The organism is Allofournierella sp., from assembly GCF_048388525.1.
Taxonomy (GTDB): domain Bacteria; phylum Bacillota; class Clostridia; order Oscillospirales; family Ruminococcaceae; genus BQOK01.
In genome coordinates, this window is record NZ_DBGCTQ010000036.1 from 1 (window position 1) to 15127 (window position 15127).

The following is a 15127-nucleotide window of genomic DNA, read 5'->3' on the forward strand; positions in this document are numbered from 1 at the left end:
GCCCAGCGCGGTGGGCACCGACGCAAAGCCCAGGCTCATGGCCAGAAGGCCCTGGGGGATGCCGTTCAGCACCACGCCGATGGCCGCAAGAAGGTCCTGCAAAAATTCCATTCCCAATACCCCTTTTCTGTTCTTGTAGATCTGTTGGAGCGCCCGCCGCGGCGGGCAAACTGATTGTACCATACGGCGCCCGGGATTTCAAACGGTCCCGCGGGCCGCGGTGCAAAAAAGGCGAACAGAGGATTTTTATGCCGCAAACCCCTTGCAAAAGGGGGGCGATGTGTGGTAAAATACAACTCGCGCAGTCAAAACCTGCGGCTTTAGCTCATCTGGTAGAGCGCCACCTTGCCAAGGTGGAGGTAGCGAGTTCGAGCCTCGTAAGCCGCTCCATGCGCCTCTGTAGCTCAGTTGGTAGAGCAGGGGACTGAAAATCCCCGTGTCATTGGTTCGATTCCGATCGGAGGCACCACAGCAAAAACGCCCGGGCTTATTACAGGCCCGGGCGTTTTTGCAACGTTTTAAAAGGCTCAAAACGATCGTTTGCAGGGGGCGCGCGTATGCTTTGTTATCGGAGCTTAAAAGAAGAGGAGATCTGCCGGGAACTGTTTAAAGAATTTGTGCGCCGCCAGGTCGTGACAAAATGCCGGCGCAGAGAAAACGGCGAATGGGTCATTCGGGACGCGCCCTTTGTGGACGACTGGACCGAGGCGGACTACCGGACCCTGCTCGCCTGCCTGAAGAATACTGCCCGCACGGGCGGGCTTGTGTACGCCGCCTTTTATAAGGAAGCGCTGAAGGGCTTTGTTTCGGTGGAACCTGGTTTGTTTGGTGGGGAACAAAAATATTTGGATCTGACTAGCCTGCATGTATCTGAGGAGCTGCGGGGCAGGGGGATCGGGGCTTCGCTGTTTCTGGCGGCAAAAGAATGGGCCCGAAAGAACGGAGCGGGGAAATTGTATATTTCTGCCCATTCCGCCATTGAAAGCCAGGCGTTTTACAAAAAAATGGGATGCGTGGAGGCGCAGGCGTATTCCCGGCGCCATGTGGATGCAGAACCGTATGACTGCCAGCTGGAATGTAAATTGTAAGCGGGGGGTGAAAAATGCGGTGAATCACCCGTTGATGCTTGACGAACCGGGCCGGGGGCCGTAAGATAGGAAAAGACCAAATAACTGCGGGGCAGCCAGCGTCGCGGAAGAAGGAGAAGGAAACATGAACAACCGAGAAAAGAGCTTCGACACCATTGTGGCACTGTGTAAGAACCGGGGGTTTGTATACCCGGGCAGCGAGATCTACGGCGGCCTTGCCAACAGTTGGGACTACGGGCCGCTGGGCGTGGAGTTCAAGAACAACGTGAAAAAGGCGTGGCTGAAAAAGTTTGTGCAGGAGAGCCCCACCAACGTGGGGCTGGACGCCGCCATCATCATGAACCCGGAGACCTGGATCACCACCGGCCATGTGGCGGGCTTTTCGGACCCGCTGCTGGACTGCAAGGCCTGTAAGGCGCGGCACCGGGCGGACAAGCTGATCGGCGACGCGCACCCGGATGTGAACGCCGACGCCATGAGCTTTGAGGAGATGGATGCCTTTATCGCCGGGCATGAGGACGTGGTGTGCCCGGTGTGCGGCAAACACGATTTTACCCCCATCCGCAAGTTCAACCTGATGTTCAAGACTGCCATCGGCGTGACCGAGGATTCCTCCTCCACCTGCTACCTGCGGCCCGAGACCGCGCAGGGGATCTTTGTGAACTTTGCCAACATCCAGCGCACCACCCGCCGCAAGCTGCCCTTCGGCGTGTGCCAGGTGGGCAAGGCCTTCCGGAATGAGATCACGCCGGGCAACTTTACCTTCCGCACCCGCGAGTTCGAGCAGATGGAGTGCGAGTTTTTCTGCAAGCCCGGCACCGACCTGGAGTGGTTTGGCTACTGGAAGGACTACTGCAAAAACTGGCTGCTGAGCCTGGGCATCCGGGAGGAGAACCTGCGCCTGCGGGACCACGACCCCGCTGAACTGGCCTTTTACTCCCGCGCCACCACCGACATCGAGTATGCCTTCCCGTTCACCGAGTGGGGCGAATTGTGGGGCATTGCCGACCGCACCGACTACGACCTGGGCCGCCACCAGGAGGCCAGCGGCAAGAGCCTGGAATACTTTGACCCGGAAACGAACGAGCACTACATCCCCTACGTGATCGAGCCCAGCCTGGGCGCCGACCGGGTGGCCCTGGCCTTTTTGTGCGAGGCCTACGACGAGGAGATCGTGGACGAGGCCAAGAACGACAAGCGGGTGGTGCTGCGGCTGCACCCGGCGCTGGCCCCTTATAAGGCGGCGGTGCTGCCCCTCTCGAAAAAATTGGGCGAGGCGGCCCGGCCCATCTGGCAGGAGCTGGCCAAATACTTTATGGTGGATTACGACGAGGCGGGCTCGATCGGCAAGCGGTACCGCCGGCAGGACGAAATCGGCACCCCGCTGTGCATCACCGTGGACTTTGACACCTTCGGCGACGGGGAAAAGGCGGGCGACGGCTGCGTGACCATCCGCGACCGGGACACCATGGAACAGGTGCGCCTGCCCATCGGCGAGGTGAAGGCCTACATCGAAAAGAAGATCGAGTTTTAAACCTTTGAAAGAGCCCGCCGTGCAGCCTGTGCGCCCGGCGGGCCTTTTGATTCCGCTTTTCAGGGAGGATAGGAGAGCATGTTCATCATCCGCGAGATCTTGATCCTGTTCGGCGTGTGCCTGGCGGCCACAGCAGTGAGCGCGGCGCTGCCGGTGGCGGTGCCGGCCAGTGTGCTGGCCATGGTGCTGCTTTTGGCCCTGCTGGGGCTGAAGCTGCTGCGTGAGGAATCGGTGAAGGGCCTTTGCGACGGCCTGCAAAAAAACATGGCGTTTTTGTTTTTGCCCGCGGGGGTGGGCATGCTGGAAGAGATGGAGGTGTTCCGCGCCAGCGGCCTTGCCCTGCTGGCCGTGTGCGCGGCGGGCACCCTTTTGACCTTTGCGGCCACCGCGCTGACCGTGAAGGGCGTGCTGGCGCTGCAGCGCAGGAGGACGCAAAGATGAAGGAAGTTGTGTGCAACAACGCGCTGTTCGGCATCGTGCTGTGCGCCGCCGCGTGGCAGGCGGGCGTGTGGGTGAACGAAAAGCTCAGGACCCCGCTGGCCCACCCGCTGCTGGTGGGAATCGTGCTGGCGGTGAGCTTTTTGGCGGCTTTTGGCATTCCGCTGGACTGGTTCCGGCAGGGCGGGCAGATCATCAGCCTGCTGTTGGCGCCCGCCACGGCGGCGCTGGGCCTTTCGGTCTGGCGGCAGCGGGCGGTGCTGCAGAAAAACTTTTGGCCGGTGGTGCTGGGCTGCGCCGCGGGCAGCGCGGTGAACGCGCTGGCGGTGAACGGCATGTGCCGCCTGCTGGCGCTGGACGCGGCGCTGACAAAGAGCCTTTTGCCCCGCAGTGTGACCACCCCCATTGCGGTGGCGCTGAGCGAACAGGGGGGCGGCCTGCCCTCGGTGACCACGCTGTGTGTGCTGTTCACCGGTATTTTGGGCACTGTGGCCGCGCCCTTTCTTGTGCGCTTGTTCCGGCTGGAAAAAGAGCCGGTGGCGGCGGGGGTGGCCATCGGAACCTCCAGCCATGTGATCGGCACCACCGCGGCCATGGGCCTGGGGGAGGTGCAGGGCGCTATGAGCAGCGTTTCCATCGGGGTGGCCGGGCTGCTGACTGTGGCGCTGGCGCTCGTGTGGTAAACGGCGGGGATCCGCAGCCGGAGAGGGAAAGGGAGAGAAGCCTGTGAGAAAAGATATTGTAGAGGCCCTGGAAAAAATTGTTTTGGAGAAGTGCGGCGATGAAAATAATTTTTTTGGGGAAGGGATCGGCTGCCACATCCAGGCAGTAGTGAAAAATGCCATTCTCCTGGCGGAGAAATACGGCGCTGATGTGGAGGTAGTGACCATTGCCGCGTGGTTGCACGACGTGGCCTCCATCACCGATTATAAATATTACGAGGAGCATCATATCTGGGGCGCAAAAATGGCAGGGGAGCTGCTTGAAAAGATGGACTATCCCAAGGCCAAAACAGAGCTGGTGCAAAGATGTATTTTGAATCACCGCGGCAGCGCAGTGCGGGAGAAATGCAGCGCGGAGGAGGTCTGTGTGGCCGATGCCGACGCGATCTCTCATTTTGACAGTGTTCCCGCGCTGTTTTATTTGGCTTATGTAAAGCGGGGCTGCTCCATTGAGGAGGGCACACAATTTGTAGCCAACAAACTCAGGCGCAGCTTTGCCAAGCTGTCGGAGCGAAGCAGGGCGCTCTATCAGCCAAAGTATGATGCTGTGATAAGGACGGTTTTGGGGGAATAAGAACACACAAATCTGCTGAAAAATAAACTCGACCGCGTGTAAACCAAAGGTTTCTGCGGATAAACTTCCGGTCGGTTGAGCCGCCCACCGCGGGGATGCTACCATAGAGCCATCAAAAACCGAAGGAGGAAAAGAGAAATGACCATGGGAACAATGATCGCGTCCCTGCGCAGGGAGCGGGGGATGACACAGGCCGAATTGGCAGAGCGGATGGGCGTCACCGACAAGGCGGTGTCCAAATGGGAGAGGGACCTCTCCTGCCCGGATATCGCCTCGGTGCCCAAGCTGGCCGAGGTGCTGGAGGTCTCGGTGGAGCAGCTGCTTCAGGCCAAGGCACGCCCAGCGGGCGGCGGGGAAACGGCGCGGGAAAAGATCGACCGGATCGTGGGTCTGGTGCTGAAGGCCATCGCCGTGGCCATGGGCGTGGCGGTGATCGTGCTGTCGGTGCTGAAAAAGGTCGATTTGTACTCGGTTTCAACCATGCTGGGCCTGGGGCTTGCCTGCGCGGGGGTGAGCTTGTTCAGAAAAGAAAAAGAAGAACTGTGAACTTTGCGCCTGTTTCCAAAGGGGTGGGGTGCAAGCAGCGCAAAATAACCGCAGGCGGAGCTTTTAAAGCTCCGCCTTTTCCGCTATAATAAAGGAAACCCTGATTTTGTGATAGTTAAAGGAGATTTTGCAGGATGGATCAGACGCTGATGCAGAAATACGCCGATTTTATTGTGCGGGTGGGGGTGAACGTGCGCCCCGGCCAGACCTTTATCATCCACTGCCCGGTGGAGGCCGCCTTTTTTGCCCGGGCCTGCGCAAAGGCCGGCTTTGAGGCGGGCGCGGCGGACGTGGTGGTGAAATACGGTGACGAACAGCTGGCGCGCATCCGCATGGAGCTGGGCGACGAGGCCGCTTTGAGCGACGTGAAGCCCCACCTGCTGCGCAGCTACCTGGACTATGCCGAGAGCGAGGGCGGCGTGTGCACCCTGAACATACACGCCGATGACCCGGAGGCCTTTAAAGGGCTGGACGCGGGCAAGCTGAACCGGGTGAACCTGGCCCGTCGGGCTGCCCTGGAGCCCTGGCGCGCCTACACCATGAACGACCGGGTGCAGTGGTGCGTGGTGGCGATCCCCACCCCGGCCTGGGCGCACACCGTATTCCCGGAGCTGCCCGAAGCCGAGGCCGTGGAAACACTGTGGAAGCTGATTTTTGAGGTATGCCGGGTGAATGGGACAAACGACCCGGTGGTCGAGTGGCGGGCGCACACGGCAAAAATGACCGCGTACCGGGACAAGCTGAACGCCCTGGAGCTTGCGAGCGTGCGCCTGGAAAGCGCCAACGGCACCGACCTGACCGTGGGCCTGGCCGACGGCCACACCTGGGAGGGCGCGGCCAGCGTGGCCGAAAACGGGGCCGCCTTCATTCCGAACATCCCCACCGAGGAGGTGTTCACCGCGCCCCACCGCGAGCGGGTGAACGGCGTTGTGAAGGGCACGCGGCCCTATGTGTACAACGGCCAGCTGATCAAGGGCTTTTCGGTGACCTTTAAGGCTGGCCGGGTGGTGGCCCATTCGGCTGAAAAGAACGACGCGCTGCTGGGCGAGCTGCTTGCCAGCGACGAGGGGGCCTGCCGCATCGGCGAGGTTGCGCTGGTGCCTGCCTCGAGCCCCATCAACCGCAGCGGCGTGCTGTTTTACAACACCTTGTTTGATGAGAACGCCGCCTGCCACATTGCCTTCGGCGCGGGCTACCCCGGCACGGTGAAGGGCGGGAACACAATGAGCAAGGAAGAGCTGCTGGCCTGCGGCGTGAACGACTCGGCCATCCATGAGGACGTGATGGTGGGCGCGGCGGACATGCGCATCACCGGCCTGACCCGGGCCGGGGCCACCGTGACTATTTTTGAGAAAGGCGAGTGGGCCCTGTGAACACAGACCCAAAAGGCGGGGCGGGCGCGCTGACGGAAAAGCAGCGCTGGCTGGCAGCGGTGGGCCTGGCCTGGCTGTGCGGCCTGGCGCAGGCCCTGGACGTGCTGGACCCGGTGGTGCGGGCGCAGGCCCAGGGCATTGAGGACATGGCGTTCGCGGTGCTGCTGGCGGTCTTTTTCCACTGGGCGCTGGGTCTGCCCGTTTGCCGGAAAGATGGCTGGCTGGCGGCGCTGGGGGGCTTTTTGGGCCTGTGCGCCCTGGCGGGCGAAACCATGGCCGCCAGCGACAGCCTGGCGTTTTTGTACAGCGGCCCGGTGTGCTTTTTAAAAGCGCTTGTGCGCTGGCTGGGCTGGGCGGTGTTGCTGTATTTTGCGCTGCTGGCCCTGTTTGCGGGGCTGGACCGGCTGGCGGCCCCGCGCCCGGGCGGGGCCTGGGGGCCGGCCTGGCTGCGCCGGGCCGGGCCAAAAACCGTGCTGTGCGGCCTGGGAGTGATCCTGGCCTGCTGGCTGCCCTATTACGTCTGCCTGTTCCCGGGGGCCTCGAACACCGACACCTGGTGGCAGCTGGAGCAGGCGACGGGTGCGCGCGCGCTGAATGCCGGGCACCCGCTGGCCCATACGTATTTGCAGAGCGGCCTGCTGGTTTTGGGCAAAACCCTGCTGGGAAGCTGGAACGCCGGGGCGTTTTTGGCGGTGCTGGCACAGAGCCTTGTGATCGCCCTGGTGCTGGCCTACAGCGTGCACGTGATGCTGCGGCTGGAAGCGCCGCCTGCTGCGGCGGCGGGGGCGCTGGCGCTCTATGCGCTGGTGCCCACCTTCCCCCGGGCAGCCACCCTGCTGATGAAGGACGGGCTTTACAGCGCCGGGGTGCTGCTGCTGACCCTTTTGGTGCTGGAAGCGCTGCTTTTGCCGGCGGATCTTAAGGCACATGGTTATAAAAAGGCCCTGCTGTGCGCGGGCGTGTTTCTGACGGCGACCATGCGCTACAACGGCCCGGTGCTGATCCTGGCGGTGCTGGCGCTGGGGGGCGTGGGGCTGTGGCGCGCGATGGGCGAAAAAAGGGCCAGGCTGGCGCTGGCCGCCTGCCTGGTTTTGCCTCTGGCGGCGGGGTACGGCCTGAACGCAGGGCTGCGGGCGCTGCCGGGTGTGGAACCGGCGAACCCAAACGAAACCCTCTCGATCCCGCTGCAGCAGACCGCGCGGTATGTGCGGGATTTTGGGGGCGAGGTGACCGACGCTGAGCGGGAGGCCATTGACCGGGTGGTGCAGTACGGCGCGCTGGCGGATACCTACAACCCAAACCTGGCGGACCCCGTGAAATCATACATCAATCGCCCGGAGGCCATCGAGGCGGATCGCCAGGCATATTTAAAGGTATGGCTGGCCCAGACCCTTCGCCGGCCGGTGAGCGCCCTGGAGGCGTTCGTGAACCTGAATTACGGCTGGCTTTACCCGGGGGTGCAAAACCCTTGCTGGAGCTACAGCCCGGTGGGGGACAACGCTTATGTGACACGCCCGGCAGCTCTGGACACACTGGAACATCTGCTGGACAAGCTGGATTATGCCTTTTTGCTGCCGGTGCTGAGCTGGCCGGAAAACCTGGGCTTTGCCGCCTGGGGGCTGCTGGCGCTGGGGGCGTGGCTTGCCGCCCGGGGGGTGAAACAGCTGGGGGGCGCGCTGGCAGTGCAGTACCTCACCCTGCTGATGTGCCTGTTTGGCCCGGTGTTCTACGGTCACGGGCGCTACGGCTGGCCGCTTTTGTTCTGCTGGCCGGCACTGCTGGCGGCCGCCGTGTGCGCGGTGCGGCGCAAAACCCGGGAAATATAAGGCTTTTGCGGGCAAACGCTTGCATATCCCGGCAAAGCGTGGTATACTAACATAACGTAAGATGATTTTTGATTGGAGAGTGGGCCGAAAGGCCCGCTCTTCTTGCGTGTTTGGGAGGTTTTGGAATGGGGAAGGCGAGCGGCGGCCAGACCACGGTGCAAACGGTGGAGCAGCTGGTCCGCCCGGTGCTGGAAGGCATGGGGCTGCGGCTGTGGGATGTGCGCTTTGAAAAGGAAGGGCCGGACTGGTACCTGCGGGTTCTGATCGACCGGGACGAGCCGCTGGATCTGGATACCTGCGAGGCGGCCAGCCGCGCGGTGGATCCGGTGATCGACGCGGCGGATCCCATTGCCGAGAGCTATTTTTTGGAGGTGGGCAGCCCGGGGCTTGGGCGCAGGCTGACCCGGCCCGAGCACTTTGCGCAGTATCGGGGGCAGAAGGTGGCAGCGCGGCTGATCCGGCCGGACGAGGCGGGCAGGCGGGAGTACGCGGGCCCGCTGGCGGCTTTTGAGGGCGGCCGGGTGACCATTGCCGCGCCTGAGGGCGAAAAAACGTTTGAGCTGGCCAGCGCCAGTTATGTAAAGCTGTGTGACGACGAAGACCTGTTTTAACAGCCTGTGACATAAAGATAGTGACAAAGGAGTAATCAGAAAAAATGAACGCAGAGTTTTTCGAAGCGCTTTCCATGCTGGAAAAAGAGCGCGGCCTGACCGCCGATTACCTGATCGAAAAGATCGAGGCGGCCATTGTGATCGCCGTGAAAAAGGATTACGAGGTGGAGGACGACAACGTGCTGGTGGAGATCGACCCCGAGCACGGCAAATTCAGTGTGAGCCTGGTGCGTGACGTGGTGGAAGAGGTGGAAAATCCCAAGATCCAGCTTTCGTTGGAAGAGGCGCAGGCCATCCGCAAGAGCTACAAGCTGGGCGACCGGGTGGTCACCCCCCTGAAAACCAAGGACTTCGGGCGCATTGCCGCTCAGACGGCAAAGCACGTGATCCGGCAGGGCATCCGCGAGGCCGAGCGCAACCAGCTGTACAGCGAGATGCAGTCCAAGGCGCACGAGATCGTGACCGCCCGGGTGCTTCGTATTGACCCCGAGCGCGGCATCGTGGCGCTGGAGATGGGCAAGGGCGAGGCGGTTCTGCCCCGCTCGGAGCAGGTGCCCGGCGAGGAGTTTTACGAGGGCCAGCACGTGCAGGTGTATGTGAAGGATGTGCTGGTGACCGAGCGCGGCCCCAAGATCATCATCAGCCGCACCAGCGAGCAGCTGGTTAAGCGCATGTTCGAGATGGAGGTGCCCGAGATCTTTGACGGCACCGTGGAGATCCGGGCCATCAGCCGCGAGGCGGGGGTGCGCACCAAGATGGCGGTGTGGAGCAAGGATGAAAACGTGGATCCGGTGGGCGCGTGCATCGGTGCTCACGGCGCCCGCGTGAACAAGATCGTGGAGGAGCTGGGCGGCGAAAAGATCGACATTGTGCGCTGGAGCGAGGACGTGGCCGAGTTTATCAGCGCCGCGCTGAGCCCCGCAAAAGTGGTGAAGGTGGAGATTTTGGAGGGCGAGCGCAAGGCCTGCCGTGTGACCGTGCCGGATCACCAGCTGAGCCTGGCCATTGGCAACAAGGGCCAGAATGCCCGCCTGTGCGCCCGCCTGACCGGCTATAATATAGACATCCGGCCCGAGAGCGGCTACTACGGCGAGGACGAGGAAGAGGAAAAGCCGGCGCAGGAATAAGGCCCTGCCGCCGAACGGAGGAAATGGAAAGGAGCGACCCCGCGTGCAACAGAAAAAGATCCCGCTGCGGCGCTGCACCGGCTGCAATGAGCAAAAACCGAAAAAGGAGCTGGTGCGCGTGGTGCGCAGCCCCCAGGGCGAAGTGAGCCTGGATCTTGTGGGCAAAAAGCCCGGCCGGGGAGCTTACCTTTGCCCCAGCGCCCAGTGCCTGGCAAAGGCCCGCAAGGCAAAGCGCCTGGAACGGGCGCTGGAGACCCAAATACCGCCCGAGGTGTACGAGAGCATCGAGCGTGAACTGGAAGGAGCACAGGGTGGAGCAGAGTGAACAAAAATTGTTTTCGGCCCTGTCGCTGTGCCGCAAGGCAGGCAAGCTGGTGCTGGGCTTTGACGCGGTGACCGACAGCGTGTACGGCGGCAAGGCGGCCCTGGTGCTGCTGGCGGCCGACGCCAGCGACGGCACCGCCAAGCGCATGGGCCGCAGCTGCGAGGGGCTTGTGCCCTGCAGGCGCATGCCGCTGACCCAGCAGGCGCTGTGCGCCATCACCTACAAAAAGGTGGGCGTGTACGCTGTGACCGACGACAATCTGGCGATTTTATGCATAAACAGCCTCGAGCATGAGAAGGAGGAGAACGCATGACCATTAAATATAAAGTCAGCGAAGTGGCGAAAGACCTGAACAAACCCGCAAAGCAGATCATTGATCTGCTTGCCGCCCGGGGGGGCGAGCCCAAAAAGGTGGGTTCCAACCTGGAAGAAGGGGAGCTGAACTACATTTTTGAACATTTTACCCGGGAGACCGAGGAAAAAAGCCTGGACGCCTACCTGGACAGCGCCCCGAAGCCCAAGCCCAAGGAGAGCGAGATCCTGAAAAAGGCGGACGGCACCGTGGTGGAGATGCCCCAGCCCAAACACCGCCCGGAGAAAAAGAAGGTGGAACAGCCCGCCCCCGCGCCCAAGCGCGAGGTGGTGACCAAGGTGGTGGACACCCGCACCGTGGATGTGAACCTGGACAAATTCAACGAGAAGTATACCGAGCTGGCCTCCACCAAAAATGTGGAGAACCGCCGCAAGCCCACCCCGGCGGGCAACAAGCAGAAGTTCGGCAACGCTGGCAAAAACCGGGGCCGCCAGCCCTTCCGCCAGCCCTTCCAGAAAAAGCGCGAGACCGAGGCCGAGCGCCTGCAGCGCATCCAGCTGGAGAAGGCCCGCAAGGCCCAGCTCAAGGTGCAGATCCCGGACGAGATCACCGTGGGCGAACTGGCCAGCCGCTTGAAGCAGACCGCCTCCAACGTGATCAAAAAGCTCATGGGCCTTGGGGTCATGGCGGGTATGAGCGAAGCGGTGGACTACGACACCGCCGCCCTGGTGGCCGAGGAATTTGGCGCCAAGGTGGAAAAAGAGGTGCACGTTACCATTGAGCAGCGCCTGTTCGAGGTGGACGAGGATCCGGCCGAGAGCCTGAGCGAGCGCCCCCCCGTGGTGGTGGTCATGGGCCACGTGGACCACGGCAAGACCAGCATCCTGGATAAGATCCGGGCCGCCCATGTGACCGCGGGCGAGGCCGGCGGCATTACCCAGCACATCGGCGCCTATCAGGTGACCGCGAACGGCAAGACCATCACCTTTTTGGACACCCCGGGCCACGAGGCGTTCACCAGCATGCGCGCCCGCGGCGCGAACCTGACCGACATCGCGGTGCTGGTGGTGGCGGCGGACGACGGCATTATGCCTCAGACCGTGGAGTCCATCAACCATGCCAAGGCCGCGGGCGTTTCCATCATCGTGGCCATTAACAAGATGGATAAGCCCACCGCCAACCCCGACCGGGTCAAGGAGCAGCTCACCCAGTACGAGCTGGTGCCCGAGGACTGGGGCGGGGATGTGATCTGCGTGCCTGTGTCGGCCATGACCGGCGAGGGCATTGACGACCTGCTGGAAAACATCACCCTGGTGGCCGAGGTGAAGGAGCTGAAGGCCAACGCCGACCGCCGCGCCAAGGGCGCTGTGATCGAGGCCCGCCTGGACAAGGGCCAGGGCCCCGTGGCCACCATCCTGATCCAGAAGGGCACCCTGCACAAGGGCGACTGCGTGATCGCGGGCACCGCGGTGGGCCGCGTGCGCACCATGAAAAACGACAAGGGCCAGTACCTGGAAGAAGCCGGCCCCTCTACCCCTGTGGAGATCACCGGCCTGACCGAGGTGCCCGCGGCGGGCGATCTGTTCGACGCGGTGGCCGACGAGAAGCTGGCCCGCGAGCTGGCCGACCAGCGCGCGGCGGATCAGAAGGAGAAGCAGTTCTCCAGCTACCAGAAGGTGACCCTGGATAACCTGTTCAGCCAGATTGAGGAGGGTGAGCGCAAACAGCTTGACATCATTGTGAAGGCGGACGTGCAGGGCAGTGCCGAGGCGGTAAAGCAGAGCCTGGAAAAGATCTCCAACGACGAGGTGCGGGTGAAGGTGATCCACGCGGGCGTGGGCGCCATCAACAAATCGGACGTGATGCTGGCCAACGCCGGCGGCGCCATCATCATCGGCTTCAACGTGCGGCCGGACCCCATTGCCAAGGACGAGGCGGCCCAGTGCGAGGTGGAGCTGCGGATGTACCGCGTGATCTACGACGCCATCAACGACGTAACCGACGCCATGAAAGGCATGCTGGCCCCCAAGATCCGCGAGGTGGAGCAGGGCCGCCTGGAGGTGCGCCAGGTGTACAAGATCTCCAGCGTGGGCCTTGTGGCCGGCAGCTATGTGCTGGAGGGCAAGATCATCCGCTCCAGCAAGATCCGCGTGGTGCGCGACGGCATTGTGATCACCGAGGACGAGATCTCCTCGCTGCGCCGCTTCAAGGACGACGTGAAGGAAGTGGCCCAGGGCTACGAATGCGGCGTGACGCTGGAGAAATTCAGCGACATCAAGGAAGGCGATATCTTTGAGGCGTATATCCTGGAAGAATATCGCGACTGAGCCCGGCTTTGGGGCGGCGCGCGGATCGCCGCGGCGCGCCCCGGCCCGGCAGAATATGAGGTAAACCCATGCCTAATGCGAAAAATCAAGGACGTTTGGCCCAGGACATGAAGCGGGAGCTCATTGGCATCATCGGCCAGATGAAGGATCCCCGCCTTGGCGGGGGGCTGCTGACCGTGACCCGGCTGGATGTGACGCCGGATCTGGATCAGGCAAAGGTGTTCGTGAGCCTGATGGGCAGCGAGGAGGCGGCCGCAGAGGCGGTGAAGGCCCTGAACCGGGCCGCCGGCCATGTGCGCACCGAGATCTCCCGGCGCATGCACATCCGCAAGGCGCCCCGCTTTGTGTTCGTGCGGGATGACGGCGCGGCCTATGCCGCCCACATCAACGAACTGCTGGCGGACCTGCACAAGGGCGAGCTTTGAGCGCCTGCGGTCCCCGCCTTTGAGAGGAGGAGAACGTCATGAGCGAAATCCTGGAACTTTTAGAGCTGATCAGCCGGCTGCTGCACGCCGAGGATGTGCTGCTGCTGTGCCATAAAAACCCGGACGGCGACACCATCGGCAGCGCCGCTGCTCTGCAGCACGCGCTGAAAAACCTGGGCAAAAACGCGGCGGTGCTGTGTGCGGACCCCATTCCCGCGCGGTATGGCTACATGCGGCTGGAGCCCTATACCGGCCAGTTTACCCCCGGCTATGTGGTGGCGGTGGACATTGCCGGCATCCAGCTGTTCGGCGACGCGCTGCAGCCCTATGTGGAGAGGGTGGATCTGTGCATCGACCACCATTCCTCCAACGCGGGCTATGCCGATGCCATGTATCTGGACGGCGGCGCGGCGGCCACCGCCGAGATCATTTATGAGCTGCTGCGGGCCATGAACGCCGAGATCACCCCCCTGATCGCGGACTGCCTGTACACCGGCCTTTCCACCGACACCGGCTGCTTTTTGTATTCCAACACCACCGCTCACACCCACACGGTGGCGGCGGCTTTGATGGAGGCGGGCGCCCGGGTGGAAGACCTGAACGCAATCCTGTTCGAGAGCAAGACCCGGGAGCGCATGGCCATTGAAAAGGTGGCGCTGGACAACCTGGAATACCATTTTGAGGGCCGGTGCGCCCTGATGTATATGACCCGGGAGGAGATCGCCGCCAGCGGGGTGAATATGTCCGACCTGGAGGATCTGACCGGCCTGCCCCGCAAGATCGAGGGGGTGCAGGTGGGCGTGACCCTGCGGCAGCTGCCCGGCGCCAGCTATAAGATCAGCGTGCGCACGGTGAAAGGCGTGGACGCCTGCGCCATTGCAAAGCGCCTGGGCGGCGGCGGCCATGCCAGGGCCGCCGGCTGCGAGCTGGAGGGGAACCTGGACAACGCCAAGGCCGCCGTGCTGGCCGAGGTGGAAAAAGAACTGAAAAAACTGGACGAGGCGGCCGGGAGCTGATGAACGGCATTTTAGTGGTGGATAAGCCGGCGGGCTGGACCAGCTTTGACGTGATCGCCAAGCTGCGGGGCATTCTGGCGACCCGCAAGCTGGGGCATTCCGGCACCCTGGACCCCATGGCCACGGGCGTGCTGCCGGTCTTTGTGGGGGCGGCCGCCAAGGCGGTGGATCTGCAGCCGGACCACGATAAGGCGTACCGGGCGCTGGTGCGCTTTGGCCTGGCCACCGACACGGGCGACGTGACCGGCGAAACGCTGGAAACAAGCGGCACGCCGGTGAGCCGGGAACAGGTGCTGGCGGCACTGCCCGCGCTGACCGGCCCCCAGATGCAGACCCCCCCCATGTATTCGGCGGTGAAGGTGGACGGCGTGCCCCTTTACAAGCTGGCGCGCCAGGGGAAAACGGTGGAGCGCAAAGCGCGCCCGGTGACTATTTACCGCCTGAAGCTTTGCGGCGGGGCCGGCGAGCGGGAATTCTGGCTGGACGTGGAGTGCAGCAAGGGCACCTATGTGCGCACGCTGGTGGAGGAGCTGGGCCGCGCCGTGGGCTGCCCGGCCTGCCTTGCGGCGCTGCGGCGCACCCGGGCGGGCGCCTTTGGCCTGGAAGCCAGCCACGGCATGGAGAGCATCCAGGCCGCAAAAGACGAGGGCGGCCTGGAACGGCTGCTGCTGCCTGTGGACACGGTGTTTCGGCACCTGCCAAAGGCGGCGGTGGATGAGGCCGCCGCCGCACGCCTTTTGAACGGGGCGCCCACCTATCGCTTCGGCCGGCCGGAAGGGGTGTACCGCCTGTATGGCCCGGAGGGCTTTCTGGGCCTGGGCCGGGTGCGGGAAGATACCCTGACAGTGGAAAAATTGTTTGTGGAAAGGGCGTGAAAAGCCC

Annotated in this window: 16 protein-coding genes and 2 tRNA genes; all 18 read left to right on the plus strand. The window is 63.0% G+C overall.

Features of this window, described 5'->3' with window-relative positions:
- Window positions 1-314 precede the first annotated feature (314 nt).
- The 18 genes from ACMLHZ_RS03410 to truB all read left to right on the plus strand — a co-directional run bounded on the left by ACMLHZ_RS03410 (window position 315) and on the right by truB (window position 15120).
- Window positions 315-390, plus strand: a tRNA-Gly gene (locus ACMLHZ_RS03410).
- 3 nt (window positions 391-393) lie between these two features.
- Window positions 394-469: transfer RNA gene (locus ACMLHZ_RS03415), tRNA-Phe, on the plus strand.
- Between the two features lie 88 nt (window positions 470-557).
- Window positions 558-1088 (plus strand): GNAT family N-acetyltransferase, encoded by a 531-nt coding sequence (locus ACMLHZ_RS03420; RefSeq protein ID WP_418666397.1) that lies wholly within the window; start codon window positions 558-560, stop codon window positions 1086-1088.
- A gap of 124 nt (window positions 1089-1212) precedes the next feature.
- Window positions 1213-2622, plus strand: a complete 1410-nt coding sequence (locus ACMLHZ_RS03425) for a glycine--tRNA ligase (protein ID WP_418666398.1) — start codon at window positions 1213-1215, stop codon at window positions 2620-2622.
- Between the two features lie 78 nt (window positions 2623-2700).
- Window positions 2701-3063 (plus strand): CidA/LrgA family protein, encoded by a 363-nt coding sequence (locus ACMLHZ_RS03430; protein WP_418666399.1) that lies wholly within the window; start codon window positions 2701-2703, stop codon window positions 3061-3063.
- On the plus strand, window positions 3060-3743 hold the full coding sequence (locus ACMLHZ_RS03435) for an LrgB family protein (RefSeq protein ID WP_418666400.1): 684 nt from the start codon (window positions 3060-3062) through the stop codon (window positions 3741-3743). Before ACMLHZ_RS03430 ends, ACMLHZ_RS03435 begins: the two co-directional genes overlap by 4 nt.
- 43 nt (window positions 3744-3786) lie before the next feature.
- Window positions 3787-4356 carry an HD domain-containing protein gene (locus tag ACMLHZ_RS03440; RefSeq protein WP_418666401.1) on the plus strand — a complete coding sequence of 190 codons (570 nt, stop codon included), beginning with the start codon at window positions 3787-3789 and terminating at the stop codon, window positions 4354-4356.
- 138 nt (window positions 4357-4494) lie between these two features.
- A complete protein-coding gene (locus tag ACMLHZ_RS03445; RefSeq protein ID WP_418666402.1) occupies window positions 4495-4902 on the plus strand; it encodes a helix-turn-helix domain-containing protein in 408 nt (135 codons plus the stop codon).
- Between the two features lie 134 nt (window positions 4903-5036).
- Entirely contained in the window at window positions 5037-6275 is a 1239-nt protein-coding gene (locus tag ACMLHZ_RS03450) for an aminopeptidase (RefSeq protein WP_418666403.1), read from the plus strand.
- Window positions 6272-8101, plus strand: coding sequence for a DUF6020 family protein (locus ACMLHZ_RS03455; RefSeq protein ID WP_418666404.1), 1830 nt, complete (start codon window positions 6272-6274; stop codon window positions 8099-8101). Before ACMLHZ_RS03450 ends, ACMLHZ_RS03455 begins: the two co-directional genes overlap by 4 nt.
- Window positions 8102-8226: 125 nt before the next feature.
- Window positions 8227-8712 (plus strand): ribosome maturation factor RimP, encoded by a 486-nt coding sequence (rimP, locus tag ACMLHZ_RS03460; RefSeq protein WP_418666405.1) that lies wholly within the window; start codon window positions 8227-8229, stop codon window positions 8710-8712.
- Between the two features lie 44 nt (window positions 8713-8756).
- Complete coding sequence (gene nusA, locus ACMLHZ_RS03465) at window positions 8757-9839, plus strand: transcription termination factor NusA (protein WP_418666406.1); 1083 nt, start codon at window positions 8757-8759, stop codon at window positions 9837-9839.
- 43 nt (window positions 9840-9882) lie between these two features.
- Window positions 9883-10164: an RNase P modulator RnpM gene (rnpM, locus tag ACMLHZ_RS03470; protein ID WP_177562492.1), complete on the plus strand. Its 282-nt coding sequence runs from the start codon at window positions 9883-9885 to the stop codon at window positions 10162-10164.
- Complete coding sequence (locus ACMLHZ_RS03475; RefSeq protein WP_418666407.1) at window positions 10151-10477, plus strand: ribosomal L7Ae/L30e/S12e/Gadd45 family protein; 327 nt, start codon at window positions 10151-10153, stop codon at window positions 10475-10477. Before rnpM ends, ACMLHZ_RS03475 begins: the two co-directional genes overlap by 14 nt.
- Window positions 10474-12804, plus strand: coding sequence for a translation initiation factor IF-2 (infB, locus tag ACMLHZ_RS03480; RefSeq protein WP_418666408.1), 2331 nt, complete (start codon window positions 10474-10476; stop codon window positions 12802-12804). Before ACMLHZ_RS03475 ends, infB begins: the two co-directional genes overlap by 4 nt.
- A gap of 68 nt (window positions 12805-12872) precedes the next feature.
- A complete protein-coding gene (gene rbfA / locus ACMLHZ_RS03485) occupies window positions 12873-13229 on the plus strand; it encodes a 30S ribosome-binding factor RbfA (RefSeq protein WP_177562487.1) in 357 nt (118 codons plus the stop codon).
- Between the two features lie 38 nt (window positions 13230-13267).
- Window positions 13268-14245, plus strand: a complete 978-nt coding sequence (locus tag ACMLHZ_RS03490) for a DHH family phosphoesterase (protein ID WP_418666409.1) — start codon at window positions 13268-13270, stop codon at window positions 14243-14245.
- Window positions 14245-15120, plus strand: coding sequence for a tRNA pseudouridine(55) synthase TruB (truB, locus tag ACMLHZ_RS03495; RefSeq protein WP_418666410.1), 876 nt, complete (start codon window positions 14245-14247; stop codon window positions 15118-15120). The genes ACMLHZ_RS03490 and truB overlap by 1 nt, the downstream gene beginning before the upstream one ends.
- Window positions 15121-15127: the final 7 nt, after the last annotated feature.